Origin of the sequence: Tolypothrix sp. PCC 7712 (assembly GCF_025860405.1) — a bacterium.
GTDB lineage: Bacteria > Cyanobacteriota > Cyanobacteriia > Cyanobacteriales > Nostocaceae > Aulosira > Aulosira diplosiphon.
Window position 1 is genome coordinate 6,442,073 of sequence record NZ_CP063785.1, and the last position, 26,545, is coordinate 6,468,617.

At 40.3% G+C, this 26,545-nt stretch carries 21 protein-coding genes; 11 read left to right on the plus strand and 10 right to left on the minus strand.

Going from position 1 to position 26,545, the window contains the following annotated elements; genetic code table 11:
- Positions 1-226 precede the first annotated feature (226 nt).
- Complete coding sequence (locus HGR01_RS26425) at positions 227-1,702, plus strand: ABC transporter ATP-binding protein (RefSeq protein WP_045871146.1); 1,476 nt, start codon at positions 227-229, stop codon at positions 1,700-1,702.
- The gene (locus tag HGR01_RS26430) at positions 1,692-1,826 is read left to right on the plus strand and encodes a histidine kinase (RefSeq protein WP_096621797.1); all 135 of its coding nucleotides are present in this window, start codon (positions 1,692-1,694) and stop codon (positions 1,824-1,826) included. Before HGR01_RS26425 ends, HGR01_RS26430 begins: the two co-directional genes overlap by 11 nt.
- Here HGR01_RS26430 and HGR01_RS26435 read toward each other — a convergent pair.
- Positions 1,810-3,546, minus strand: a complete 1,737-nt coding sequence (locus tag HGR01_RS26435; protein ID WP_081584035.1) for an ABC transporter ATP-binding protein/permease — start codon at positions 3,544-3,546, stop codon at positions 1,810-1,812. The genes HGR01_RS26430 and HGR01_RS26435 overlap by 17 nt on opposite strands.
- A gap of 477 nt (positions 3,547-4,023) precedes the next feature.
- On the opposite strand from HGR01_RS26435, the gene HGR01_RS26440 reads away from it, so the two are divergent.
- Positions 4,024-4,206, plus strand: coding sequence for a hypothetical protein (locus tag HGR01_RS26440; protein ID WP_045871145.1), 183 nt, complete (start codon positions 4,024-4,026; stop codon positions 4,204-4,206).
- A 292-nt stretch (positions 4,207-4,498) separates the two neighbouring features.
- Here HGR01_RS26440 and HGR01_RS26445 read toward each other — a convergent pair whose 3' ends face one another.
- Positions 4,499-4,636 carry a hypothetical protein gene (locus tag HGR01_RS26445; RefSeq protein WP_168160988.1) on the minus strand — a complete coding sequence of 46 codons (138 nt, stop codon included), beginning with the start codon at positions 4,634-4,636 and terminating at the stop codon, positions 4,499-4,501.
- 270 nt (positions 4,637-4,906) lie between these two features.
- On the opposite strand from HGR01_RS26445, the gene HGR01_RS26450 reads away from it, so the two are divergent.
- The 3 genes from HGR01_RS26450 to HGR01_RS26460 all read left to right on the plus strand — a co-directional run bounded on the left by HGR01_RS26450 (position 4,907) and on the right by HGR01_RS26460 (position 11,666).
- On the plus strand, positions 4,907-9,079 hold the full coding sequence (locus HGR01_RS26450; protein WP_052335229.1) for a DUF4912 domain-containing protein: 4,173 nt from the start codon (positions 4,907-4,909) through the stop codon (positions 9,077-9,079).
- A gap of 1,000 nt (positions 9,080-10,079) precedes the next feature.
- The gene (locus tag HGR01_RS26455; protein WP_045871355.1) at positions 10,080-10,787 is read left to right on the plus strand and encodes an NYN domain-containing protein; all 708 of its coding nucleotides are present in this window, start codon (positions 10,080-10,082) and stop codon (positions 10,785-10,787) included.
- Positions 10,788-10,955: 168 nt separating this feature from the next.
- A complete protein-coding gene (locus HGR01_RS26460; RefSeq protein ID WP_045871144.1) occupies positions 10,956-11,666 on the plus strand; it encodes a response regulator transcription factor in 711 nt (236 codons plus the stop codon).
- A gap of 14 nt (positions 11,667-11,680) precedes the next feature.
- Here HGR01_RS26460 and HGR01_RS26465 read toward each other — a convergent pair whose 3' ends face one another.
- Entirely contained in the window at positions 11,681-11,827 is a 147-nt protein-coding gene (locus tag HGR01_RS26465; RefSeq protein WP_155539316.1) for a hypothetical protein, read from the minus strand.
- A 61-nt stretch (positions 11,828-11,888) separates the two neighbouring features.
- Between HGR01_RS26465 and HGR01_RS26470 the strand changes: the two genes are divergently transcribed.
- Entirely contained in the window at positions 11,889-13,001 is a 1,113-nt protein-coding gene (locus HGR01_RS26470) for a sensor histidine kinase (RefSeq protein WP_045871143.1), read from the plus strand.
- A 297-nt stretch (positions 13,002-13,298) separates the two neighbouring features.
- On the opposite strand, the gene HGR01_RS26475 is transcribed toward HGR01_RS26470, so the two are convergent.
- From HGR01_RS26475 to HGR01_RS26485, 3 genes are all read right to left on the minus strand, one after another.
- Positions 13,299-14,321: a transposase gene (locus HGR01_RS26475; RefSeq protein ID WP_081583864.1), complete on the minus strand. Its 1,023-nt coding sequence runs from the start codon at positions 14,319-14,321 to the stop codon at positions 13,299-13,301.
- Between the two features lie 641 nt (positions 14,322-14,962).
- Positions 14,963-15,418 (minus strand): hypothetical protein, encoded by a 456-nt coding sequence (locus tag HGR01_RS26480; RefSeq protein WP_045871066.1) that lies wholly within the window; start codon positions 15,416-15,418, stop codon positions 14,963-14,965.
- 1,167 nt (positions 15,419-16,585) lie between these two features.
- Positions 16,586-16,777, minus strand: coding sequence for a hypothetical protein (locus HGR01_RS26485; protein ID WP_045871064.1), 192 nt, complete (start codon positions 16,775-16,777; stop codon positions 16,586-16,588).
- A 955-nt stretch (positions 16,778-17,732) separates the two neighbouring features.
- On the opposite strand from HGR01_RS26485, the gene HGR01_RS26490 reads away from it, so the two are divergent.
- Positions 17,733-20,318 carry an adenylate/guanylate cyclase domain-containing protein gene (locus HGR01_RS26490; RefSeq protein ID WP_045871063.1) on the plus strand — a complete coding sequence of 862 codons (2,586 nt, stop codon included), beginning with the start codon at positions 17,733-17,735 and terminating at the stop codon, positions 20,316-20,318.
- A gap of 112 nt (positions 20,319-20,430) precedes the next feature.
- Here the strand turns inward: HGR01_RS26490 and HGR01_RS26495 are convergent, their stop codons facing one another.
- A complete protein-coding gene (locus tag HGR01_RS26495) occupies positions 20,431-20,988 on the minus strand; it encodes a DUF2808 domain-containing protein (protein ID WP_045871062.1) in 558 nt (185 codons plus the stop codon).
- 431 nt (positions 20,989-21,419) lie between these two features.
- On the opposite strand from HGR01_RS26495, the gene HGR01_RS26500 reads away from it, so the two are divergent.
- From HGR01_RS26500 to HGR01_RS26510, 3 genes are read left to right on the plus strand one after another with little or no spacing between them, the layout of a single operon-like run.
- Positions 21,420-21,905, plus strand: a complete 486-nt coding sequence (locus tag HGR01_RS26500) for a DUF1772 domain-containing protein (RefSeq protein WP_045871061.1) — start codon at positions 21,420-21,422, stop codon at positions 21,903-21,905.
- Entirely contained in the window at positions 21,880-22,110 is a 231-nt protein-coding gene (locus tag HGR01_RS26505) for a hypothetical protein (RefSeq protein ID WP_155539300.1), read from the plus strand. The genes HGR01_RS26500 and HGR01_RS26505 overlap by 26 nt, the downstream gene beginning before the upstream one ends.
- A gap of 51 nt (positions 22,111-22,161) precedes the next feature.
- A complete protein-coding gene (locus HGR01_RS26510) occupies positions 22,162-23,361 on the plus strand; it encodes a DUF4336 domain-containing protein (RefSeq protein ID WP_045871060.1) in 1,200 nt (399 codons plus the stop codon).
- Positions 23,362-23,378: 17 nt separating this feature from the next.
- On the opposite strand, the gene HGR01_RS26515 is transcribed toward HGR01_RS26510, so the two are convergent.
- The 3 genes from HGR01_RS26515 to HGR01_RS26525 form a co-directional block, all read right to left on the minus strand.
- Positions 23,379-24,542: a DUF3095 family protein gene (locus tag HGR01_RS26515; protein WP_045871059.1), complete on the minus strand. Its 1,164-nt coding sequence runs from the start codon at positions 24,540-24,542 to the stop codon at positions 23,379-23,381.
- On the minus strand, positions 24,512-25,717 hold the full coding sequence (locus HGR01_RS26520) for a filamentous hemagglutinin N-terminal domain-containing protein (RefSeq protein ID WP_264263771.1): 1,206 nt from the start codon (positions 25,715-25,717) through the stop codon (positions 24,512-24,514). The genes HGR01_RS26515 and HGR01_RS26520 overlap by 31 nt, the downstream gene beginning before the upstream one ends.
- Before the next feature lie 144 nt (positions 25,718-25,861).
- Positions 25,862-26,392 (minus strand): DUF2808 domain-containing protein, encoded by a 531-nt coding sequence (locus HGR01_RS26525; protein WP_045871058.1) that lies wholly within the window; start codon positions 26,390-26,392, stop codon positions 25,862-25,864.
- Between the last annotated feature and the right edge of the window lie 153 nt (positions 26,393-26,545).

The following is a 26,545-nucleotide window of genomic DNA, read 5'->3' on the forward strand; positions in this document are numbered from 1 at the left end:
TTTCATCCGCGTTTATCGGCGTTTATCTGCGGTTCATTTCATCAAATCTAATGCCTCATTTTAGGCGTGTCAGTCCACTACGTGAATTTCAAAAATAAAATATGAATCCTATATATTTTAAAATTTAAATATCAGTACTATAGTAGTTCTAAATCATATTTAAATTGTCATCATTAGGGCAAGCTTGAGTTTTCTCTTGTCCCTGAACGTATAAATTCTGATTCACATGGACTATTTACGGCTGCAAAATATTTCTAAACGCTTTGGGTCTTTTGTGGCTAACGATAATATTAGCCTGAGTGTGGCATCGGGGACTATTCATGCAATTTTAGGTGAAAATGGTGCTGGTAAGAGTACTTTAATGAATATTATTAGTGGACTCTATCAGCCTGATGCAGGTGAAATTTATTTACAAGAAACACCAATAAAAATTACTTCGCCTCATGCAGCAATTAAATTGGGAATTGGCATGATTCATCAACATTTCATGCTTGTACCTCAATTGACTGTGACAGAAAATATTATTTTAGGGACTGAAAAAAGTTGGCGGTTAAATTTACGCCAGAAACAGCAAGAAATTGCCGCATTATCTCAAGCTTATGGCTTAGAAATTGACCCCTCTGCTAAAGTAGAAAATTTACCTGTAGGGGCACAACAAAGGGTAGAAATTCTCAAGGTTCTCTACCGTAAAGCTAAGTTGTTGATTCTCGATGAACCTACAGCCGTATTGACACCAAAAGAAGTAGAATCACTAATTGCAATTTTGCGCCAACTCGCAGCCACAGGTAACACAATTATCTTTATCAGCCACAAATTAGAAGAAGTGATACATCTGTGCGATACTGTCACAGTTTTGCGACAGGGAAAGGTTGTAGCCACAACTACAACAAAAGCAGCTACACCCCAACAGTTAGCAACATTAATGGTAGGGCGCGAGATGTCTTTACAGTTTAATAAAAGCCCGAAATCTACAGGGGAAATTGTGCTATCGGTGCAAAATTTACAGGTTGCTGATAATAGAAATATTTCTACTATTCGCAATGTATCTTTTGAATTGCGGGCTGGGGAAATTTTAGGTGTGGCTGGTGTCGATGGCAATGGACAGCGAGAATTAGCAGATGCGATCGCAGGTTTACGCACTATTGAGCAAGGTAAAATTGAGTTTAGCCACAATCCTTGCGTAGTGGGCTATATCCCCGAAGATAGGCAAACAATGGGATTGGTGATGCAATTTAGCATTGCCCAAAACTTAATTTTGAAGGCTTTTAAATATTTACCATTTTGTCGTCGTTTTTTGTTACAACAAGAAGCGATCGCTAATCATGCTCAAGCTGCAATCCATGAATTTGATATTCGCACCACAGGGAAAGATATCAAGGTAAACCAGCTTTCCGGCGGAAATCAGCAAAAGGTGGTGCTAGCGCGAGAAATAGCCCGCCAACCAAGTGTAATTGTCGCTATGCAACCCACTAGAGGTTTAGATGTTGGTGCAACCGCAGCAGTTCATACAAGATTATTAACAGAACGCGATCGCGGTGCCGCAATTGTGTATATTTCTACTGAGTTAGAAGAAGTCATGGCAATGAGCGATCGCATTGCTGTAATCTACAGAGGTGAATTTGTCGCCATTTTAGATGCACAAACGGCGACAGTAGCGGAGATTGGTTTGTTGATGGGTGGGGGAATGGGGAATGGGAGATGAGGGGGATGAGGGGGATAAGGGAGATGAGGGAGATGAGGGGGATAAGGGAGAAATTTTTATTACCAATTACCAATTACCAATTACCATGCCCAATGCCCCATGCCCAATTACGCAATACACTTAATTTCCCACTTTTCCCCATCACATAAATCTAAAACTTGTTGATGATATTTAAAGAGACTCTGGCGATGTCCAACACTAATAAAAGTTGCTTGTGTGTTGTACAAATGTTGATAGAGATTCTCTTCGTTTTTAATATCTAAAGCGCTAGTAGCTTCATCCAAAATGACATACTTTGGTTGAGATATTAAAATTCTGGCGAACGCAACGCGCTGTTGTTCACCTAAAGACAGCACATCAGACCAATCTTTTTCGACATCAAAACCGCCAAATCTTGCGGCTAAATCTGGTAAATTGACTTTTTGTAAAATTTGCTCGAGTTCTTGGTCGCTGATATTAGTATTAAGTTGGGGATATACTAACTGCTCGCGGAGAGTTCCCAAGATCATATAAGGACGCTGAGGTAAAAATAGGATTTCCTCAAGGTTGGGACGACTAATTGTACCAGTTCCAGACTTCCATAAACCTGCGATCGCTCGCAATAGAGAACTTTTTCCACAGCCACTTGTGCCGACAATTAATAGCCCTTGCGCTGGTTGCAATGTCAGCGAAACGTCGTGAAATAATATTCTTTGGTAGTTTGGTGTATACAATGTCAGGTTGTGAATTGCTAAATGGCTATTTTCGACAGTCTGAATTGTTGAATTCGGAACTATTTCGCAGGAATCGCTATTTTTAGGTTGTTTGATAAAATAATTTAATTCAGCTAACCTTTCAATGGCTGCTGCAAAACCAGTCAATTTATCAAATGTGCGAGTAATCACATACATATCCCAAAACAGGATTAAAAATGCTCCTTGTGCTTCGGTATATTTTCCAATATCTAGTTGTCCCGATAGCACTAGTGGAGCCATAATTATTGCAGGTATTATTTGGGGTATAAATTCATAAATTTTGACAAATCCATTTAAATATAATTCCTGCCATAGCAGCAGATAATTATAATTTTTAAATACTAAATCAAACAAAGATTTAATATGGCTTAATTCTTGTGATTCGCCTCGATAAAAAGCTACAGACTCAGCATTTTCTCGCAATCGGACTAAGCCAAAACGAAAGTTAGCTTCTTTTTTATTCTGGTCGAAGTTGATTTTAACTAATTTTTTACCAAAGAAACCTGCCGTTACAAGAGTTCCACTGACGGCATAAACGACCAAAACAATCATGAGATTTGGTGAAATAAACCAGAGGACTGCAGTAAAAGCAATCATCTGTAAAGTAGCGTATAACACGTCAAAAAACAAAGAAATAAACCCATCAACAAAACTGAATATATCTTGAGATATCCGTTGATCTGGGTTATCAAGTTCTCTTTGCGATTGAGTAAGTTGATAAAAAGACCGATTTCTAAAATAGTGATTGAGGAAATGCTCCGTTAGCCAGCGTCGCCAGTAAAGAGTTAGCTTTTTTCTGATATAGTTGTAAGCTGCCCAAACTAGAACTAAAAAAAGGTATAAACCCAGCAAATAACTGATTGTTTCCCAGAATGTACTAGAATTTTTTGCCGTTAGCGCAGATAGTACATTACCCTTTTGAGTGTTAACAATGACATCTATTTGGGTAGTAGATAAAACAATCAATATGAGAATTGACAGCAATCCAATTGCCCCAAATTTCTCTTCGCTTTGCCAATAAAGTTTTCCTACCTGCCAAAATCTTTGTAAAAAACTTGGGTCAATATTTGTGATTTTACTCAGCCTCAATACTATATTTTGCTTGTTCATAGGCGATTTTACTCGTCTGGAGGCGAGTTATTAAACAATTATTAAAATTTAAATTATCACTATCAATAGACAGATAACTATAAAGTTTCAATCGAAAAATACAATATTTAAGTTAGAAATGTATAAAGTTTAATTATGCTTAAGCGTGTTAGGTATTTGATGCTGTCAATGTATTTGCTGTTGATTTTCACAAAGAATAATCCAGAACTATGATTATTAATGGCTTTTGCAAGTAATTAGTTAAAATGAAAAATAGATAATGCGATCGCATTACCTATTTTGGTACCTTAAATTGAGAAAAATTAGCAAATATTTCTATCGATTTAGTGATAAAAAAACAGTAAATTGTCAGACTCATTGAAGAGATATATCGTCCCCGAAGTAGTCACCGAAGAGGCAGAAGGGCAGAGAGCAGGGGAGAATAAAAATATTCTCGGACTATAATTTTCGATAATTTATTTTCTGGAAGTCCCTTAAATGCTCATTAGCTTACAAAACCTTGACATCACAGCAGGTAAGGGGCTGTATCGTATCTCGTTGAAGATAGCTGGCGAAGTACCGGGGGATGAGGAAACAGGAATTTTAGATTTTAGATTGAAACCTCATCCAAAAGACGCTCGCGGACTCGCTAACGCTGCGCTATCACAAATCCAAAATTAAATTCTCCCATACCCTATTTATACCTATTCCCTGTTCCCTGATTTCTGGAAAGATAGTCCGAAATACTGGCTGGGTATACTTTAAAAAAAATAAACAGTCTAAAAATCTTGTCACTAAACAAGATAAAGTGAGACGCAGTATTTTAGTAAGTGAGCCTGATTAAACTGAAATATGTAAAGTTTTGTATGGCAAGGGCAAAAGCTTAAAAGTTAAGGCTTTTCGCTGTTCTCCTGCATCTACTGCAATATAGTTTCGTTTATTGATAAGCATTTACTGAACTGCACATTTAAGCCTATAAGCCTCCAAATACCGCTTTGAGACGCAAGCAGCAAATATCCAACTCGTTCTCTGTTCCCTTACTGCTTCCAAGCAACCACACAGGCGACGCACTACCTGCTATGAATTCTGTTCCTTGTTCCTCGTTCCCCAATACTGCTCGGTTAAGGATTTTCAACTCTTAATTTGGTTTAGGGAAAAGGTTCAAGGGTAAGGGTTAAAGGTTTTTTCTTGCCCCTTTTACCCTTCCCCTTTTCCCCTTAACCGACAAGTATTGCCCCGTTCTCTAGTCCCTTGTTTATTCCCAACAACTAAGAACAAAGTTAATAGAGATGTATAATTAGCGCGTCTCCTCCTTTTATAGATAAAAGCATAAGTTAAAGGCTGGCCGGATTTCTGTTTTCTGTACCCTGATAAGGAGCATATGTGGCAACAAGAAAAGAAAGATAGTGCAATAGTCAGACTGGCATTACTGCTGGCGATAGGAACTACACCTATGGCAGCAACTCTCTTAGTGCCAACACCGATACAGGCACAATCTGCAACTGATGCTCCCGCTTTTCCTATGCCAAAAACATTGGAAAATGGGACTACAGTGCGGATTGATGGTTCAAGTAGCTTGAGTGTAATTAATCAAAACTTGAAACAGAGTTTTGAGCAGCAATACTCTGGAAGCAAAGTGGAAGTAGCGGCTAATGGTACTGATGCCGCACTGAAAGCTGTGCTAGAGGGCAAAATTGATGTAGCAGCCCTAGGACGTGGCTTGACACCACAAGAACAAGCAAAAGGGTTAGCGCAAGTCCGCTTATACCGCGAAAAGATTGCTATCATCGTCGGTGCGGAGAATCCGTTTAAAGGTAGCTTGACTGGTAGAGAATTTGCCAGGATTTTCCGGGGACGCAGCATTACAGATTGGTCGCAGGTAGGCGGGCCAAAAGGTAAAATTCGCGTTATTGATCGCCCCCCAAGTAGCGACACTAGAGAAAATTTGCGTAGTTATCCAGTATTTAAGGCTGCTAACTTCACTACAGGCACAAATGCAATTCAAGTACCGGAAGATAACACCGCAGAAATCGCCAAGCAATTGGGTAAAGATGGTATCAGTTATGCTTTAGCCAATCAAGTATCGCAACTCCCAGGGGTGCGGACTCTCAAGGTACATCAAACTTCACCTACCGAGCCCAAATATCCTTTCTCTCAGCCTTTAGTTTACGTCTACAAGAAAAACCCCAACGCTGCCACAGCTGCGTTCTTGGGCTTTGCGATCGCACCGCCAGGTAAGCAAGCCATTGAACAAGCCAGAACAGCTGAAGCAGCTGCGATCGCAAATGGTGGCATACAAGCTTTGGTAGCAACAACTGCTACTACTTCCCCGGCAGTTGCAGCAGTAACAACTAATACCACTTCTCCCACCATTGCGGCTGCCACAACTGCTGAAACCACTACCCCCACAACTGAGGCAACTACTGCCCCTACAACCGAGGGCATAACTAATACTGCCGACCCTAGTGCAACCACTGCCCCAGATGCAACCTCGGGAACTGCTGCGGATAACAATGCCAGCGTGCAGCGAGAAGCGCCATTTTGGTTATTATTGCCTTTGTTGGCGATCGCAGCTTTAGGCGGATTGTCTTGGTGGTTACTCAAAAGACGCTCATCAGCAGAAGACGCAGCAGATCAAGACTTAGGATCTGCTCCCACAGCACCACCTTTACCAGTAGACCCGAATCAGTCAGCACCCGCAGCCACTAACCCCCCTTTAGCAGCAGGCACAGGCGCAGCGCTATCATCGGAGGAGATGAGAAATAACGGCGAATTTGCATGGGATACCGAAGCACCAGCAGCAGTGGTGAATACTTCTTATCCCAACTTAGCAGATGCGTCTAAAGTTACACCTCAACCTGAATCGCCGCCAGAACCAGTATTATCTGATACTTCAGATGCTCCTAGCGCCAATGCGACAGAACCGCCTCAGCCAGAATCCAATATTGGCGAAAATATCTCCGCAGCAGGTGCTACAGCCTTGGCTGGAGGTGCAGCTTTAGCAGCAGGTGCAGTCGGCTGGTCTGTGGTAGATAGTAGAGAAAGCGCTCCCGAAGATGCTAATACTACAATCCAAGGCAGTGATTATACTCTATGGGATACACCTGCATCTGATGAAGTACTAGCTGAGATAGAACAGCCCAGCCCCGAAACTACAGAGGCAATCCCAGATTCACCGCCAGTTCCAGAACCCACAGCAGATGTAGTCTCAACAATTGAAATTGCACCTGCCAATACTGATACGCCAGATGTCGGCGAACCAACATCGGATGTAGCACTGCCCATTATTGAAGCAACCGCCGCACTACCCAATTTACCAGCAGTGAGCGAATCTACATCAGAGGTATTGCTACCAGATGTGGAAACAGCCACCACAATCCCAGAGTTGCCAGATGTCGGCGAACCTACAGCAGATATATCACTACCGGATCTGGAAGAACCAACATCGGATGCATCACTGCCAATTATTGAAACAGCTGCTGCACTTCCCCATTTGCCAGCAGTGGACGAACCTACATCAGAAACAGCCGCTACACTTCCAGATTTACCTGATGTTCCAGATGTGGACTTAAATGCCATAGCAGACGAAGCCGAAGCCACTGCTGAACCCACAGAAGAAATCGAGGAAATTTTCGCGAATCTGCCAGAAGAGACCACAGAAACAGCAGCAAGCTTACCCGCAGATAATTCTCTACCTAATTTAGGGGCTGTAGCTGCTGGTGCAGTAGCAGCAGGTGCAGGAATTGGCGCTTGGTCTCAAGTTTATGGTAGTGAAGAATCGCCGACATCAAACATACCAACTGCGACAAATGATCGTGATGCCGCAGTAGCAGCAGATAATGTTGAGAACCAAGTTACTCTCAGATCCCACACACCCAAATGGGCTTATGCTGCGTGGCAAATTTCTGATGCTAACAAGCAAATATTGACAGATTCCGGTTCTCCATTATTACTGCGGTTATATGATGTGACTGGCATCGACCTGAGTTATCAAACTCCGCACCTGGTGCAGCAGTATGAATGCGATTTAGCATCATACGATCGCTTTGTGGCAATTCCGGCTAGCGATCGCAACTACATCGCAGAAATTGGTTATCTTGCAGCAAATAACTGGGTATTAATCGACCGTTCTGAGACCGTGCGTGTCTTTAGCAGTCCCTACACCACAGAGGAAGCAGCAGACAGCCAAGTAGCAGACAAAGTCAGCCTTTCGCCCCAAAGTTTGCACTCAGCGAATGTTTCCTGGCAAATTTCCGACACAACCCAGCAGAAACTGCAAGAATCAGGCTCGCAATTGACCTTACGCTTGTATGATGTCACAGGTCTTGACCTGAGTTATCAAACTCCCCAGTTGCTGCAGCAATATGAATGCCCGGCTGGGACACATGAAACTGTAGTGGCAATTCCGGCTAGCGATCGCAACTACATTGCAGAAATCGGTTATCTTGCAGCAAATAACTGGGTATTAATTGACCGTTCTGAAATCGTGCGTGTCTTTGGTAGTTACTCCATCGTAGAAGACGAAACAGAAAGCAAAGTTCCAGACAGAGTCACTCTCACGCCCCTAAATTCAGAATCAGCTCATGTTTTATGGGATATTACCCAGGTAACCCAGGAAATCGTACAAAATTACGGCTATCAATTGAAGATCCGCTTGTACGATGTCACAGGAATTGACCTGAGTTACCAAAATCCTCAGTTGCTTCAGGAGTTAGAATGTCCAGACGGCACAAATGAAACTGCAATAGCGATTCCGAGAAGCGATCGCAACTACATTGCAGAAATCGGTTATGTAGCAGCAAATAACTGGGTATTAATCGACCGTTCTGAAACCGTGCGTGTCTTTAGCCCTTACATCCCAGATACTGCCACACCAGAACCAACACCTGTGCAGGAATCAACTCCCGTAGCCCCAATCCTCACACCAGAATCAACACCTGTGCAGGAATCAACCCCCGTAGCCCCAACCCCCACGCCAGAACCAGCTGCAAATCATGAAAGCAGCATTACCTTCACATCCCGTACCCCTAAATGGGCTTACGTTGCTTGGCACATTTCCGAACATGACAACCAAAAATTGCACAACGCGGGGATTTCGCAATTGATTGTGCGGCTGTACGATGTCACCGACATTGACTTGAGTTATCAAACTCCCCATCTAGTGCAGCAATATGAATGTGAGGAATTAGTAACCGATCGCTTTGTCGCCATCCCCAACAGCGATCGCGATTACATGACCGAAATTGGCTATATTGCAGAAGGCGATCGTTGGGAATCACTCACTCGTTCTGCCAATGTTCGCGTTTTCAGCCGTCCCCAACCAAATTTCTGGTTTGTAGCAGATGCTGAGTTAATTATCCACGGCGCAACTGAGCCAGGTGCAACTGTCAACATTGGGGGTCATAACATTAAACTGAAGCCAGATGGTACCTTCCATTTGCGTATCCCCTTCTCAGACGGGTTAATAGAATATCTAATGACAGCAAATTCTGCTAATGGAGAACAAACTCAAAGCATTCATAAAAAATTCTCCCAAGACACTCCAGAAGCATAGTAGCCCCATCTCAATACTTTTCGGTTAAGGGAAAAAAGGGAAATGGGAAATGGGAAAGAAACAACCTTTAATTCTTAAACTTTAACCTTTTTCCCAAAAGCTATTTTGAGTTCAAAACGCTATCCCTTGTAGTATTAATCCCCATCTGAGAAGCTAAAAAAATAGTTTTCTCAATGAAAAATTTAGATTCCTGATTTTCTATCTTTGAAGAAATCGGGAATCTATTTTTTCATACCCAGCCAAAATTATCTGTAAAAAACATCATATATTTCTTTTTTGTTTCCTTTCTACGCTAATCATTTCTAAAAATTAAATCAGATTGGTATATAACCAAACTGACAAAAATCCAAAAATAGTTTTTTTTGATGCAATCATGAGAAAATATCTCTTCTTTAGACCATAGCTCCTAGTCTATAGTTCCGATTTTCAATATAGATGTACAATAAAAATAACTGCTGATAGCTCACTACAGCCCAGTTCCTTAATAGGAATCTGTACGTATTGACTCCTGATTGTTTTGTGCAAAGCCAACATTCAGTAGATTGGGGTAAATAGTGGGCTATTGATAAATATTGGGGATATCTTGTTAAATCTGTTTTGATACCAACCGTAAATCTCCGCTTTAGACTTTGACATCTGCACAATCAACAGCCAAAACAACGATTTGCAGCTATTGATTGCATATCATTGACTGTGCCCATTTTAAATTTTAGATTGCCGATTTTAGATTTTTTGTTCTCCTTCCGCGCCATTAAAGTGGAACAAATCTCAATACTACTCGGTTAAGTGTTTTGAACTCAAAATAGCTTTTGGGAAAAAGATTAAAGGTTAAGGGTGAAAGGTTGTTTCTTTCCCTTTTCCCATTCCCCTTTTCTCCCTTAACCGAAAAGTATTGGAACAAATCTAAAATCGATGGACTGTGATGCTGATTTATCAGCGCAGAATGAATACTGCCAATTGCCCAGCACTTTTTGACATGGAAATCCAGAGGAATAGCCCAATGAATCTTAGTAGTTTTACCCAAGAAAAAGAAAAAGATAAACACCTGAAACAGGAATCACAATGGCAAGAAAGGCAGATAATTAATCATAAAGAAGCTGAAGAAAATAACAAGCCAGCGACTGCAACATCAAGTTTACTTTTTCAAGGCATTCATCGTGGTAGAGTTGCTATTTTTATTGATGGATTAAACCTATTGCAAGCAGCATTGCAACTCGGTTTAGAAATTGACTATCTGAAATTACTTTGTCGCTTAACCGAAAACTCACGATTGCTGCGAGCTTTCTTTTATACTGGGATAGACAACTCGCGATCGCCTGCTATGCGTCTTCGTTCTCATGAAAAGCAGCAGGGCTTTTTATTCTGGATGCGTCGTAATGGCTATCGTGTGGTTACCAAAGAATTCCAAATTTCCGAGAATTCTAAAAAACCTAATTTAAATGTAGAAATTGCTGTAGACATGATCAATCTCGCTCCCTACTATGATACCGCTGTCTTAGTAAGTGGAGATGGAGATTTAGCTTATGCTGTGAATGCTGTTAGTAGCACAGGAGTCCGGGTAGAAGTTGTCAGTTTACGAGCTATTACCAGTGATATCCTAATTGATGTCGCTGACTACTTCGTTGACCTAGATAGCATTAAAAAGCACATCCAAAAGGATTCCAAGGTTGGCTATAATTATCGCCATCTCTCCACTTCTGGTCTTTAAATGGCAACAAATCCACAGGTGAGCATGTCACAAACTAGTAAATGACCGCAACCGCAAAAAAATTGCGCTACCGAAATCATTCATGGTGGCTGCAATTTTATTTTGAATTGTGAATTTTGAACTTCCCCTTGGGGTTAACTCTGCGTCTTATACTCCCGCCTAATCGAAATGGATATTTTAATTGTTGAAGATGAAATAGAAATTGCCCAATTAATCCAACTGAGTTTAGAAAAAGAAGGATTTATCTGCCGTATTAGCCGTGATGGTATCAATGCCTTGCGGATGTTTCAAGAACAACCACCAGATTTAATTATTTTAGATTTAATGCTGCCTGGTTTAGATGGGCTAGAAGTCTGCGCCAGAATTCGCCAAAAACCAGGCGCGAAAGACCCCTATATTTTAATGCTCACAGCTAAAGGCGAGGAAATCGATCGCGTTATTGGCTTGTCTACTGGTGCTGATGATTACATGGTTAAGCCCTTCAGCCCCAGAGAATTAGTTGCGAGAGTGCGTGCTTTGTTAAGGCGTAGCCTACGCCAAGGGGGACAAAATCAAGTTAATCGTAGCCAACATTTTATTGTTGATATAGATCAGCGTACTGCGAGTCGTCAGCTAGATGATCACGCACCAGAAGTTTTAGACTTAACCACCTTAGAATTTAACTTGCTAAGTACCTTTGTCAGCAATCCTGGGCGAGTTTGGAACCGCACCCAACTAATTGATAAACTTTGGGGCGATAATTTTTTTGGTGATGAGCGCGTAGTCGATACTCACATAGCGCGGTTACGCAAAAAAATTGAACCCGATCCAGCGAATCCCACTTTTATTAAAACTGTGGTGGGAGTAGGCTATAAATTTGATGACTCAACTACAACTTAATACAATTTTAGATTTTAGATTATGGATTGTAAAACAGAACAATCCATAATTTGAAATTCTATTTCTCCCTCATCTTCCTCATCTTCCTCATCTTCCTCATCTCCCTCATCTCCCTCATCTCCCTCATCTTCCTCATCTCCCTCATCTCCCATCTTCCCCATTCCCCTTACCCTGCTGCTTGCCAAATTCATTACAACTTTCAAGAAAACGGTATAACAGCTTATGAAAAAGGACTGGCGCTGGACAAAGTCCTTACCTTTAGCATCGCGCTTATTATTCTCCCACTTAGTCGTGATGATAGTGGGGGTATTTAGCTTAGTAATCATTAGTAAAATTTCTTCTCCTCGCTTCTTTGTTCTTCACTTAGAACGACTAGAAAATGAAGGGTTAAATTTAATTGATATTCGCGCTGAATTGGTGCAAGGATTTGAAACTGCTTGGCGACGAAGCACTATTTGGTCAGTAATAGTGGGTACTACAGCCGCAGGTGGATTGAGTTACTGGGTATCTAGAAGGATTATGCAGGGATTGACCGACATGGAGCAAATTACCAGGCAATTTGCGGCGGGTAATTTTGAAGCGCGTTTACCAATGTCTGATATTCCCGAAATTAACCAGTTAGGTGCTAGCTTTAACCGGATGGCAAACAGTTTAGAAGGCGTGGAAGCGAGGCGACGGGAACTGATTGGAGACATGACTCATGAACTAAGAACACCTCTAACAGTTGTACGCGGTTACTTAGAACAACTAGCCGATGAAGAAATTGAGCCATCACCAGAAATTTATCGGCGGCTAGCAAAGGAAACTAAGCGTTTAGAGCGTTTGGTTAACGATTTACAAGAACTTTCCAAAGCTGAAGCAGGTTATTTAGCAATTAACATACAGCGTGTAAATTTACGTCCTTTATTAGATTCATTAGTAGAAAAATTTACAGACCAGTTATTAGAAGATGGCCCGGTTCTCCGCTTGGAATGTTCATCTCCTATGCCTTTGGTGTTAGCAGATTTGGATCGTACAGAACAAATACTAGTAAATCTTTTAGGTAACGCCATACGTTATACGGCACAAGGAGCAATTACCATCCGTGTTTGGACGGAATCATCTCGACTGTGGATTGCTGTTGTAGATACTGGTATTGGAATTGCTCCTGAAGATTTACCCCATGTTTTTGAGCGTTTTTGGCGCGCTGACTCATCCCGCGCTCGTCAATCTGGCGGGACAGGGATTGGTTTAACCATCTCTCAGCGCTTAGTGGAATTGCAAGGTGGTGAAATCCAAGTAGAGAGTCAACAAGGGTTGGGTAGTACTTTTAAATTCTCTGTGCCTTTAGCTTAAATACAAAATTGCCTCCCCAAGGACTTCTAACTAAAAAAATATACTATTGTTTTCTTGGCAGGGGGAGAAAAAAAATATTCTCTGACCATATTGCAATAAGGTTCAGTTAAGAAAATTAATTGATCACAAAACCAAAAAACTAGTTACTCAACAAAAAAACAGAACAATAATTTTGGAGGGGGTTTGGGGGACGCAACCGTCACCCAATCGAGGGTTTGGGGGAGAATCCCCCAATTGATCTGGCTTTTTTAATTAAGTTAGGACTTACGCATTGACAAAAAATATTATTGATGTGTACTAGGCAGCACAAGTATTGGTGAGATTGTCCACAATATAATCACGCACAACTAAAGTAAACAAGTTTCTTTGTAATTCATACCAATTAGAAATGATGTTTTCAGACCGCATTAGCTCTAAACGAACAAATGCTTGAAGTGAGCAAAATATGTGTGTTTTAATTGCATGGCTATCTCTAACCCTTACGGGTTCGCCAGTTGCTTCAAGTCGGGAGACCCGCCCAACGCACTGGCTCACCATAAATCGACAAATTCCACATACTTGTTTTATTGCTCTGTGAAAACTTTCTATTCCCCAATGAGTATCATGAATTGTCACAAATTCACTGCGAGTTATTTGCTGAAGAGCTTCAGCATCTGGTAGATACAATATATAATGTCTAGAGTCTTCTTTTTTGAAGACTTTCCTAAACAATTTGATAAATCCAAATTCTCTCAGATGAGTTACCAACCCTTCATCAGGAATCTCTAAACCACTTACTTGGCAATACTTTCCTGGTTCATTAGAGACAGTTCTATTTTTCTCAACCCCAAATAGAAAACCCAATTTCTGGTTTCTTAAAAATTTTAAGTTTTCTACTCCTGAGTACCAACTATCTCCTGTTACTAGCCTTGGTTTTACACCCCAATCAATTACTTCAATTAGCATCTCTTGGAAATAATCGTTCTTCGTTTTCCCCTCCTTTTTATCGTATATTCTGTAATTTATTGGTACTGAGCTTCCATGTATGTCGCTGTAATACAGCGTAATTAAATTTATCCCTTTGATACTTTTATGATATTTACCTGACCAAAAATAACCGATTAATTCTGCATATTTTGGATTACTGTACAGTTTTTCTATGACTGTGTCGTCTACACTTAAAATCCCTCCTGTCAAGTTAATAATAGTCTTTACCGTACTGAACAAATCATAGGGAGCGTATCTCTCCCTCAACAAAAAACGGTTCACACTATCATGTGAAACATTCCCCAATATTTCTGCTAACCTACTGCATCCTCCATGCTTCGGTTCCGATAACAAAAATAGAGTGTAATGTTCCAGATTGCATTGTGCTGTTGAGAGTTTACTGATTTCTCTGATTGTCCGATACCTATTTGTAGACAACACTTTTTTCTTAACGCATTATTTTATCATTCTGTCAATGCGTTAGTCCTATAAGTGACAAATCAATCACTAATGAACTTAACCCAAGCGTATTGGACTATATAGGATAATTTAATTTCTGGAAGTCCTCTATACATACAATAGATTGTCACAAGGTGGTCATGGCTGCGTAATATGCAATTGCTAGCCTGAGATTGAGAAAAATATAGTTTTCCATTGATTCCACTTTGGACAATCACTCTATGATTCTCAGCAAAAAAATCGCTGGGAGTAGAAACTTATACCCGTTCCCGCTTTGACAGCAACCAACTCTTCTTCTCCTACTCCCTTAATGAATTATGTCTACTGTGATTCTGGCTGGATTTTTAGTAAGTTTAGTGACTGTCTCTGGATGTGCGGCGATCGCCTATCTGTTCCCGCAAAAAAACTCTCACGACTAACACCATGACACTGATATTGATAACTATAGGATTCAGATTTGATTTATAAAATACAAGTTGGGTGCGTTAGCCTTGGCTAACGCACCATTCAAGGATTTTTGTGGGTTTGTGGAATTTCTATCCTGAATAAGGATCGGAATTTGGATCTGTTGGTGGTAGCGATTGTGGTGGTGGTTCGCTGGGTGGTGGTGGTTCAGGCGTGGAGTCTTTAATCTGTGATTGTAAGGCTTTGCCCAGAACATAGGAAGTACTACTAATCCCCAATAATCCCAAAATTTGATCGGGAATAGAAGCGGGAAAAGATGGTGGTTTGTTACTAGTAATGATCAAGACTAAACTCATTGAAATCACAAAAGTGAAAATCAACAGTTGAAACCTGGCCAAACTTGCATCGCCGGTGCTTTCACTAATCAGCTTATCTAGATTAATTCCCCGTTTTTTATTAGTTTTTAAATTCCAAGTACCTTCCCAAATAAATATCAGAATAAATATTTCTAAAACTGCAACAAAAATCGTGATAACACAACCGATAACCAGCGCCAAAATTACAAAAAGATCATTAATGCTAGGCACGCTCTGACCTCCGTTCTTTAATAAGTGAAGTCAACTTGCTCCAAAGATAAGCAAAGTTGCTTCCTCCCAATGCATAGAGAAATTCTGCTCGGATTTGTGGCATACTACATGGCAAGCTTGAAACTTTGCAAGTATTTAAATTTTGCCTAACATCAAATAGGTAGTACGCAACAAATATCAGGGTGAATAGCAATAACTGCAATCGCTCTGGGCTATACTTCTGATTCTTTGTCTTGTCAAAAAGTAATCCTCTGAGATTGATTTTCTTTTTGATAATCAGAAAAAAGACGGAGGACATTAACCCCACAAGAAATAACCAAATTTCAAACTGAATAAACTTGGATAAAAGATTAAATCCCCATTGTATTTCCAAAATTCATCCTCCACCTCAAACCAATATATTGCAGATTTAATAGCTGCTAAGACAGTCAATATATTAAGGTGTGATTTTTGTTTATACCGTAACTGATATAAAAATTATTTTTATATCAACAAAGTTAGTGAATTGTAAAAATTATTCACCCAAAATTTTATTTAGTACTCTAATTTAGTTTGTGCGAAAACTTTAGACACCTCTATCTCTCTTCTTTCCTATCTTGAAAGCTATTTCAGGAACTAAATTCAGCTTCAGGAGCAATAAATTTTGAATTAGCCAATTCTTCCTTGATAGTAGATCGACGGTAGAGGAGGAATTTAAAATCCAATACAGTTCAGATGAAGATCATTAGTGATTGATTTGTCAGTTGTGGAAACAGCTAGCTCAATTGGGGGATTCTCCCCCAAACCCCCAATTGGGTGACGGTTGCGTCCCCCAAACCCCCTCCAAAATTATTATTTTGTCGCCAATTTATTTTTTTAACTGAACTGTATTGATACCAAATCAAATAATGTTTGCGGCAGATAAATTTTTTGTAAGGGCACGGCACCTGTAAGATAATCTGATATGCCAAAAGATTGTGGATGCCGTGCCCCTACCCATCTGTCGCATTCTTTTTTCAAAATTGTATGATTTAAAATCCAAAATCGTAGATTGTTAACAAAAAAAATATGGATGAGATTTTAATCTCATCCATATCCCATCTACCTAAATATGAGGATTGCAGCACTGTTGTATTGCACTCCAGATACTCAAGTAGAGGACTCGTTAGCATTTAAACATTAACTATTTTATGTAGATTCAGTAGTTTCCTCAGGCTCACTGGGTGGAGTAGTTTCTTCAGACTCGCTGGGTGGAGTAGTTTCTTCTGTATCAGTGGTTGTGGTTTTTGGTGGCTCTTGATTGGGTAATAAAGGCTTGGGGTTAGGTGGAGTGTAACTACTCTCAACTGGGGTGCTGGTTCTTTCTAATGTATAAACCATGTAAATTTACCTTTTGCAAAATAGTCAGCAGAATCAGGTTAGCCACTATCTGAATGACAGTCACTACTCTTTGCTTAAGTATCTGTGTATGAGCTAAGTTTTATGCAAGCGGCTAAATTTGTTACAAAACTTAAGATTTTGTGGTATCAGTGTTAATTGTGCAAAATATATGGGAACTATAGGATACGCCACTCCCACAGATATTGTCAGTCATATAGCCAATGGCTGAAGGGAGGAGGTAATATCTGCGATCGCAGTCTCATGCATCTTCCGGTTAGACGTTCCGTGGCTACTTGAATTACCTTTGGTGTTCTATTCTGAGTCAGTATACTAATCTCATTCTCAGAGTCGGATATCTATGTAATATAGAGTTTACTGCTGAAGGTCTACAAAATTCCTCTAAATTTCTAATCTTTTGGGAGAAATTTACCAGATATGTCAAAGTCCGCTCTTTACAGTTAGTCTGAATTAGGGTATTCCTTGATTGTCGTTTAATTGTAGAGAAAGCAGATAGTCAAGAAAATCGGTAAATGGATAGCACAAGGAGTCAAAGCGTGGGAATAACTTGATTTTTATGTTGTATTACTGGCTCTATTGCAAATTTGAGAAGGTGCATACTGCTGAACTTGCGCTCTAACCCTGATTTTTGGGTTGTGAGCAGCATCGCTCCTAGTGTGAGGGAAAATGGTGTAAAGTATCAGCCTCTTAGTAGCGCTTTTAAGCGTAAGCAACGAATAATAGAAAAGCCTCTTTCTTTTCTAGACTGAATCCTTACGTTTCTTGATTATTGACATAAGTAGAATGTGAATTTGAGATTATTAATCTTCCCCAGATTTCCACAGGATGACGCTAGCTTAACAAAAGATTAAACTGTGGATAATGTCAAGGATTGTTGCTAATGGCAGCAATTAAATCACATTCTTAAAATATATTCATCATCTATAAAAAGCTAGTTATGTCATCGCATCAACATAGTTTTGATGAGACTGCCGATTTAATTATTGGTGTTCGCCATTCAGAAAATGGTTATGTACAAGAAAATCCGGCTCCTGTAGGTGTACTTGCTAAAAGACAGGGAACTATTTCTAGTTTTTTGGCTCCCTTAACCCAGGAAACTTTTAAACAAGTTGTTAAAGATGTCGAACAAAAATTGCAGATTGTGCATCAAACTCTCACGAGGTTAGATTCTCATGGGTTTGACACAATCCTCGAAGAAATGTTGCATTCGATTACTTTAAAAACTGGAGAATTATTAGGAGCAGATAGAACAACTATATTTTTATTAGATGAAGAGAAGCAAGAACTCTGGTCAATATTAGCAGAAGGAGAAGGCGATCGCTCTTTAGAAATTCGCATTCCTGCAGATAAAGGAATTGCTGGGGAAGTGGCTACTTTCAAGAAAGTTGTCAATATTCCCTATGATTTTTATGACGATCCTCGCTCAGTATTTGCTCAAAAGCAAGAAAAAATTACTGGCTACCGTACCTATACAATGTTGGCTTTGCCATTGTTAAATGAGCAAGGCCAATTAGTTGCAGTAGTACAATTACTGAATAAATTAAAATGTCCGCATAATCCTAACTCTTCCATTGCAGAACGCGTTGATACTAAAGGATTTACTTATGCTGATGAAGAATTATTCCAAGAATTTGCTCCTTCAATTCGGCTGATTTTAGAATCATCACGCTCGTTTTATGTCGCTACGCAAAAACAACGAGCCGCAGCCGCATTAATGAAAGCAATCAAGTCGCTTTCGCAAAGTAATCTTGACTTAGAAGATACCCTTAAAAGGGTAATGGATGAAGCCAAGGAATTAATGAATGCGGATCGCAGTACATTATGGCTGATAGACCACGATCGCGAAGAATTATGGACAAAAATTACTCAAGATAATGGTACAACCAAAGAATTACGTGTACCTGTAGGTAAAGGCTTTGCTGGTATCGTCGCTGTATCAGGGAAAAAGCTGAATATTCCTTTTGACTTGTACGATCACCCAGATTCTGATACAGCTAAAAAACTTGACCAGCAAAATGGTTACCGAACTTGTAGTTTATTATGTATGCCTGTATTTAATGCCGATCAACAATTGATTGGTGTGACGCAATTAGTAAATAAAAGAAAATCAGGCGATTTCCCCGCTTATAATCACGAACATTGGCCCAAAGCTCCCGAATGCTTCCAAGCCAGCTTCGATCATAACGATGAAGAATTCATGGAAGCCTTTAATATTCAAGCAGGTGTAGCGCTGCAAAATGCTCAATTATTCGCCACAGTGAAGCAGCAAGAACAAATGCAGCGAGATATTTTGCGGAGTCTTTCTAATGGTGTAATTTCCACAGATAAAGCAGGTTTAATTATTGCGGCGAATGAAAGCGCTAAACGCTTACTAGATTTACAAGAACAAGACCGTTTAGAAGGTCTTTCGATTCAAAGTGTTATCAATATTAAAGAAGGTAACTTTAGTAAATGGTGTGAGAATGCTTTAAATGGAGCTAACTACAAACATAGACAACAATATTATCCCGATCGCACTCTATTAACTACAGGTACAGAGCAGCATAGTATTAATTTATCAATTAACACAATTGCCGATGCTAGCGACCATAAACAAGTGCGTGGCGCGCTAGTAGTAATGGAAGATATTAGTGATGAAAAACGCCTGAAAAGTACAATGTACCGCTATATGACCCAGGAATTAGCGGAAGAATTACTCAAATTAGATGACGCTAAATTAGGAGGCGATCGCAAAGAAGTTTCGATTCTATTTTCTGATATTCGCGGCTATACAACTTTAACGGAAAATCTCGAAGCCGAAGAAGTTGTGAGTATGCTCAATGAATATTTTGAATCAATGGTAGAGGCTGTTTTTAAACATAAAGGCACCCTAGATAAATATATCGGTGATGCAATTATGGCTGTGTTTGGTTCGCCTTTACCATTACAAGAACACGCTTGGATGGCGGTACAAACATCTTTAGAAATGCGCCATCGTTTGCAAGAATTTAATCACCGCCGTTACTTAGCTAATAAACCGAGAATCAATATTGGTATTGGCATTAATTCTGATACCGTAATTAGTGGCAACATTGGTTCTAGTAAAAGAATGGAATTTACAGCCATTGGTGATGGTGTTAACCTTGGCTCCCGCTTAGAAAGCGTCAGCAAACAGTACGGCTGCGACATTATTATTAGCGATAATACTTATAATCCCTGCCGTGAAAATATTTGGGCTAGAGAACTAGATTATATTCGCGTTAAAGGTAGAAATGAACCAGTTGCTATTTATGAACTGCTAAGTTTGCGTACCGATCCCATTAAGAGTGAAAAATTAGAAATAATTGAGCTGTATCACAAAGGGCGTGAATATTATTTAAATCGCCAGTTTGACCAAGCACAAGCTAAATTCAATCAAGTTTTAGCGATTGATAGCCATGACAAAGCGGCTTTATTACATCTGCACCGCTGTCAGCACTGGATACAATCACCCCCATCAGATGCTGATTGGGATGAGGGTGTTTGGACTTTTAAGGAGAAATGAGGAAGGGTCAAAAGGTCAAGGGTCAAGGGTCAAGGGTCAAGGGAAATATTTACTTCTTCCTTATCTCCCTCATCTCCCTTATCTTCCTCATCTCCCTCATCTCTCGTCACACTCACCAGCCGAATCTGTTGCTGTAGAAGGTTAATCGTCCAAAACCAAGAAATTGCCCGTGGGATTTCTCGCCAGGAGGGAAGGCTGTCACACCAAATAAATAAACGCCTGAAACTGAGGGATTTTGGCGGGGTTTGAGGGCAATTGTGATGTTTCTACCTGGGGGTACTGGGGGATCAAATACTAGAGTTGTTGTTTGAGTTTTGCCATCACTAGTAGCATCTTTTAATCCTAGTTTCTGTCCTTCATAGGAGGATGTTCCTTCAAAAGCTGAAGTGTCTTTAAGGTCAAAGCGAACGTAGTCTAATCCCTCACGCTGATTAATTGTGACTCGTTGCAGCGGTTCTCCAGCATTCTCTGGTAGGTTGAGGGTAAAGTAATATGTTGCACCCCAAACATAAACTTCTTTATAGGTAGTAACTGCTTCCACTAAGCGTGGTGGTTGAACAAAATACACCGTACCATCTTGCAACTGAACTGCTGGACTGGGCTTTGAGGTATAGCCTTGAATACCAGCTACCATTGCGATCGCTATACCCAATATCACTGCAACGCGCATTGTTCTACCTAGATAACTAACTACTATTGCTGGGGGGAACTCAAAGGCTTTTTGTCTCTCTTGAATAGTAGCTTTATTTCCCTTGTGCTGTACTCATCCTATGGGTAATCCGTAATTGAGAAATTTTTGTCTAAGCTAAAGAAAGGTTCGCAGAAATCAATTTGATATGGCTAGTCCTCTGCTGGTGACTAAGTTGCATATTCCCTTGCTGCGATCGCCTTTGGGGTTTAGTTGTGGCGCTCAAAGGAATGCAAGCCCGTCAACAAGGAAACACGGCGGAATCAGTCGCATTGGGGAAATAGATGTTTCAACCAAGAACAACTATCAACACTTATACATGAAGTCGGGCTAACTCAGCTGCAATTTGTACCTTTTCCTCTGGGGCTGGCTCGCTTCACCAGCATTGCTTATATTGGCTTTAAGAGGTAACAATGTTTCTCAAAATTTGGCGTTTCATTACTCTTATACTGGTAGCGCTCTTTATGGGTTTAGAGTTTGCCCATGCTTTAGAACTGCCTCCCAAAATGCAGTACGATGGAGCGCTATATGTGACGATGCAAAATAGCCTGTACCGTTATTTTGGTGCGCCAGGGCCAGGGGCCTTCATTACTGTGGGTGTAGTGCTGTGTGCGATCGCTCTCACGATTTTAGTACGAAAACACCGCGTTGCTTTTTGGTGGACATTGGCAGGTACACTTTGTTTAGCGATCGCTTTTCCCCTCATCTATTTTCTGCGGATTGAGCCTGTGAATGTTGTAATTGAACAGGCTAATGCAACCTCACTACCAACCAATTGGCAACAGCTAAGAAATCAATGGGAATATGCCCACGCTACAAACTTTATTTGCAGTTTAGCTGGCTTTAGTGCATTGCTGATTTCTGTACTAGTTGATGTTCCTCAAAGGACTTCTAAATAAAAAAATATTCTATCGCCGTGTAGCAGAGGGAGATGAGGGAGATGAGGGAGATGAGGAAGATGAGGGAGATGAGGGAGATAAGGAAGATGAGGGAGCAGGAGAGAAATATCATTACCCATTACTCATTACCCATTACCCATTACCCATTACCCAATCCCCAGTCCCCATTCCCCATTCCCCATTCCCAATTTCCTCGTTCCACTAGCTCCTTCTAATGCTAAAAATTGGTAAGGAGCATGAAAGGGGTAAACGAACTATGAATGCACAGGGGTCGCAAGCAGAAACAATGCATCCGCGTGATTGGTCATGGCCGTTTTGGTTGACTGTACCTCTTTACCCCTACAGCAAACGGCGGACGGTATGCACTGAAGTAGTTAAAGATACTATCTGGACATTCGACCAATTGCACGGCATTCTCTACACTATCGTGCCGATTCGGATGACTGTGGTGAAATTAGAGGCTGGCGGTCTATTGGTTTATGCGCCAGTTGCACCCACAACTGAATGTATCCGTTTAATTAATGATTTAGTAGCCCAGCATGGTAATGTTAAATACATCATTTTGCCTACAAGTTCTGGTTTAGAACACAAGGTTTTTGTTGGCCCCTTTGCTCGCCGCTTTCCCAAAGCGCAAGTGTTTGTAGCACCACACCAATGGAGTTTTCCGTTAGACTTGCCTTTGAGTTGGCTAGGTTTTCCCCAAAGTCGCACCCAAGAAATCCCCGCAGACAACAGCCAAGTACCCTTTGCTGATGAATTTGACTATGCAGTATTAGATATTAATTTGGGGCGGGGATCGTTTGGAGAAGTTGCAGTATTTCACAAGCGATCGCATACTTTATTGCTGACTGATACCATACTTTCTGTACCAGAAGAACCACCTGCGATCGCGCAAATCGATCCGTATCCCTTATTATTTCATGCTAGAGATAACGGACAAGAAGCGATCGTAGATACTCCAGCTAATCGCCGCAAGGGATGGCAACGCATTTCATTATTTGCCATATACTTCCGTCCCGGCGCACTAGAAGTTGCGGGTATGGGTGAGATGTTGCGTGATTCTTTGAAAGCAGCAGAAAGGTCAAAAAAAGCTTATTTTGGTTTCTTTCCTTTCCGTTGGCGAGAAAACTGGCAACAGTCATTTGCAGCCCTGCGAGGCAACGGACGGCCATTTGTCGCTCCAATTCTGCAAACCCTGATTCTTCCCCAAGGGCCAAAACAAGTCCTCGACTGGGCAGACAAAGTTGCTAGTTGGGATTTTCATCAAATTATTAGTTGTCATTTTGACTCACCCATCCACACAACTCCCTATCAATTTCGGCAAGCCTTCGCCTTTTTAGAGAAGAATCCATCTGTCAGCCATTCTCTACCAAAAGAAGATTTGCAATTCATCACTGGACTGGAGGCTGATTTACTCAAGCGCGGTATCGCCACCCCACCGAAGGAGAGAGTTTGAAATCGCAAGCAATGCCACTAATTTTCTAACATTTGCTGTTTTATTTGTTTTGCTGCTAGAGTATATCCACCATCAGCAGCATCAACTAAATGTACTTCTTGATTACCTATCAAGCAAGTAACTAGAGCGCGGTTAGAGATATGTAATCCAAAATATATTTTACCTTCTTGTTGTAATTTCTGGAGATATATTTGAAATATTTCTCTTTTTTCTGTATGGCAAGATATTGTCATTTTTAGCGAACCATCAAACTTTTTATACTCGGAAGATTTAATTAAGTTTTTCTTACCTTTAAAAAAAATAAGTAATATTTTATTCTGTATTTGTTCGATAATATTTTTTATTTTAAAAATTAATTTTGCTATCTGAATATTAAAACTATTTTTGGTTGCTAAATTTAATCTCATTAAAACTTTGCCTCTATCTGTCCGGATATCGGCTAATCTAAATTTCGATTTAGATGCAGATAGTGGATGGCATTCTTCAAGTGATCCAAAAATATATTCCATCTTAGATAGTATTTCTTGATAAATATGTCTTTGGCTTTGAAAATCATCACCTTTAGCTTTAATAATTAGCGATAAAATTTCGTCTTTGTGGCTGAAAAAATCCTCGAAAGGACAAGCAAATCCAGAGTACTCAGCTTTCTTATGGGTTTGATAATTATCGGGAATCAAATAATTAGCACTTTCTTGATGATTTTTGACTAGATATTCTGCATAATCAATACCGTTACCAATAGCTATCATCTGTAAATATTTAGGTGAAATTTGATATTTTCCTATTTTTAGGCTGTAGCCAGATTCATAAATCTTTCTGAGTGGCACACATCCAACTCTTAGCTTAAGATTAAAAATCTCTTGCACTAATTTACAAGTATCAGATAAAACACTTTCTACATCAGAAATCATTATTTTTGGTATCAACAAAGTAATCCCATCACCACCAAATATAAATGGTAATTGTTGATGTGGATTGAGATTGATTACTGCAACGAGTGAAAGAGCGCTAGCCATGTTTACATACTTATATTCTCCTTTTTCTATTGCTTTTGTAGAATTAACTACATCTGTAATTACAAGATACCAATCTTCGGGCGCATCTAAATAAAGATCTAAATTAGTAAAGTCTTTGAAGTTGTTAAACGTAGTTAATTGTTCATAAAAATACAAATTTGACATATAAACGTAGCTTTGATAGTCAGACTTCCACCTGCGCCTGTGGAACCTGGAGTAGTAGCAGCTTTAATTTGCGAACCATCTTGCAGAATTAACTGTTCTGCTTGTACAGAAATACCTTGACCATTTTCGCTACCTGTTGTTTCTGCTTGGATGATAGAACCATCGCTAATTTTAATTTGCTTACCCTGCAACTGGATATAACCACTACCTGGCCCATCAGCTAAGACAACAGCCAGATTGTTCAATGAGATATCTGCGGGGGTGACGTTACTAGGAAAGCTTAAAGCTTGGGTGTTGCTATCCAGGTTAATTCCTACTGTTCCACTTCCTAATATTCCGCCAACAGCGATTTGTCCACTAAGGGATTGGAGTGTTCTGCGAGTGTCTACTAAGGTACCGTTCCCGCTGAGGTTAATATTGCCACCCACTAACGCTAAAGTTTTACCTGTAGGAACTTCTAGCGCGCCGAATTGATTGATATCTTTCCCTGGTTGATTGAATTGCAAACCAATGGGTGTACTGATTGTTAGTAAAGGTTTTGTTTGGGGAGCAGTGGCACTAAAAACACTACCATCGGCAAAGTTGATACTGCTAGCTGTACTCGCCACAAATGAACCACCTACATTTAGAGTGGCATTTGCACCAAAAAAGATGCCATTGGGATTAATTAAAAATAAGTTGGCGTTAGAACCAGCAGTAGCTAGCCTACCTAAAATTTCTGAGCGATTATTACCTGTAACGCGCACTAAAATATTCTGTAGATTAGCGCTAGGGCTTAAAAAAACTGCTGAACGCCCTTCGCTAATGTTAAATTCTAAAAAACTGTGAAATAGATTATTGCCACGAGTCGCTCCGCCTGCGATCGCTTCCGTAGGATTACCTTGGTAGTTTTGTATAACTTGAGAACTTTCATTGCCGAGTAGGCTATCAGGTGCGATCGCACTCTGGGCGAATACAGCATTCGTCATCGCCAAGCTAATGCCAAAGGTGAATTCGCCAACCTTTACTAAACCCAATTGCCAAAAACAATTTTTGCTACTTTGAGCCATCTCAAGATTTGCCTCTGCTTTAAAACTACCAACGAAAACGCCATGAATAGCGCCTGCAATGGCATCGTGTATAAATTTATCTCTAATTAGAGATGCAAAATTTTGTAGAGGTGTTATTCCTAACATCTCTACCGATAAAAAAAGATAATTAATAGCAGATTGGCATTATACCAATTAGTAATTCCTCATACTCATAAAAATGAAATAGGGACGCACATCTGTACGCCCCCATTAGTGGTTTGGAAACAATTGCAAATTTAATTACCAGACTTAGAAGTCGTTTTGGTAAAACTGTAACCCTGCTACACCCAGAGATTGACCTTCTGTACTTTGATCTACGGGAGCAGCCTTGACGTTAAATAAGTAAAATCCTTCGTAAGCAGGATTACGATATGGCTTCAGAGCGATGGTTACGGTTTGACCAGGTGGTAAAGGCTGTGCGAACTGGATTGTTACAGTATTGTCTTGATTAGGGTTACTAGCGATCGCAACTGGCAGATTTTCTCCAGCGCGATCGCTTGTTCCCACAAAGGCGCTACTTTGTTGAGCATCAAACTCAATATTTTCGCCACCTTGAATCTGTGTCAGTGTCACCTGTTGTAAGGGTTTGGTTGCAGAAGCGGGTACAGCGACAGTGAAATAATAGGTTGCTGTCGAGACATTGGTTTGATTGTACGTAGTTCTAGCACTCAGAGGTACTGTAACATCAGTATTAGCAGCATAAGTTTTGGAAATCGGCAGCAAACAGAGACCAAAACTGAGAGCTAAGACAGCTTTAGATAATCTAGAAATATTCTTCATGGCAGTTACGGAATGGATACGGATGGATAGTTAAATTAGGCTTTAAAATGAGCAAACCAATTGCAAAAGCATCCTCAAGTCATAGCCAATTTATGACTATAAGCTGATGTCACGTTTGCTGATTTGCCATAAGTAAGTAGACGAAGAAACTAT

Coding starts and splice junctions, on each gene's coding strand:
- HGR01_RS26425 (WP_045871146.1), top strand. CDS start 227: ATGGACTATTTACGGCTGCAAAATATTTCTAAACGCTTTGGGTCTTTT.
- HGR01_RS26430 (WP_096621797.1), top strand. CDS start 1,692: ATGGGAGATGAGGGGGATGAGGGGGATAAGGGAGATGAGGGAGATGAG.
- HGR01_RS26435 (WP_081584035.1), bottom strand. CDS start 3,546: ATGAACAAGCAAAATATAGTATTGAGGCTGAGTAAAATCACAAATATT.
- HGR01_RS26440 (WP_045871145.1), top strand. CDS start 4,024: ATGCTCATTAGCTTACAAAACCTTGACATCACAGCAGGTAAGGGGCTG.
- HGR01_RS26450 (WP_052335229.1), top strand. CDS start 4,907: ATGTGGCAACAAGAAAAGAAAGATAGTGCAATAGTCAGACTGGCATTA.
- HGR01_RS26455 (WP_045871355.1), top strand. CDS start 10,080: ATGAATCTTAGTAGTTTTACCCAAGAAAAAGAAAAAGATAAACACCTG.
- HGR01_RS26460 (WP_045871144.1), top strand. CDS start 10,956: ATGGATATTTTAATTGTTGAAGATGAAATAGAAATTGCCCAATTAATC.
- HGR01_RS26465 (WP_155539316.1), bottom strand. CDS start 11,827: ATGGGGAAGATGGGAGATGAGGGAGATGAGGAAGATGAGGGAGATGAG.
- HGR01_RS26470 (WP_045871143.1), top strand. CDS start 11,889: ATGAAAAAGGACTGGCGCTGGACAAAGTCCTTACCTTTAGCATCGCGC.
- HGR01_RS26485 (WP_045871064.1), bottom strand. CDS start 16,777: ATGGTTTATACATTAGAAAGAACCAGCACCCCAGTTGAGAGTAGTTAC.
- HGR01_RS26490 (WP_045871063.1), top strand. CDS start 17,733: ATGTCATCGCATCAACATAGTTTTGATGAGACTGCCGATTTAATTATT.
- HGR01_RS26495 (WP_045871062.1), bottom strand. CDS start 20,988: ATGCGCGTTGCAGTGATATTGGGTATAGCGATCGCAATGGTAGCTGGT.
- HGR01_RS26500 (WP_045871061.1), top strand. CDS start 21,420: ATGTTTCTCAAAATTTGGCGTTTCATTACTCTTATACTGGTAGCGCTC.
- HGR01_RS26505 (WP_155539300.1), top strand. CDS start 21,880: ATGTTCCTCAAAGGACTTCTAAATAAAAAAATATTCTATCGCCGTGTA.
- HGR01_RS26510 (WP_045871060.1), top strand. CDS start 22,162: ATGAATGCACAGGGGTCGCAAGCAGAAACAATGCATCCGCGTGATTGG.
- HGR01_RS26515 (WP_045871059.1), bottom strand. CDS start 24,542: ATGTCAAATTTGTATTTTTATGAACAATTAACTACGTTTAACAACTTC.
- HGR01_RS26520 (WP_264263771.1), bottom strand. CDS start 25,717: ATGTTAGGAATAACACCTCTACAAAATTTTGCATCTCTAATTAGAGAT.
- HGR01_RS26525 (WP_045871058.1), bottom strand. CDS start 26,392: ATGAAGAATATTTCTAGATTATCTAAAGCTGTCTTAGCTCTCAGTTTT.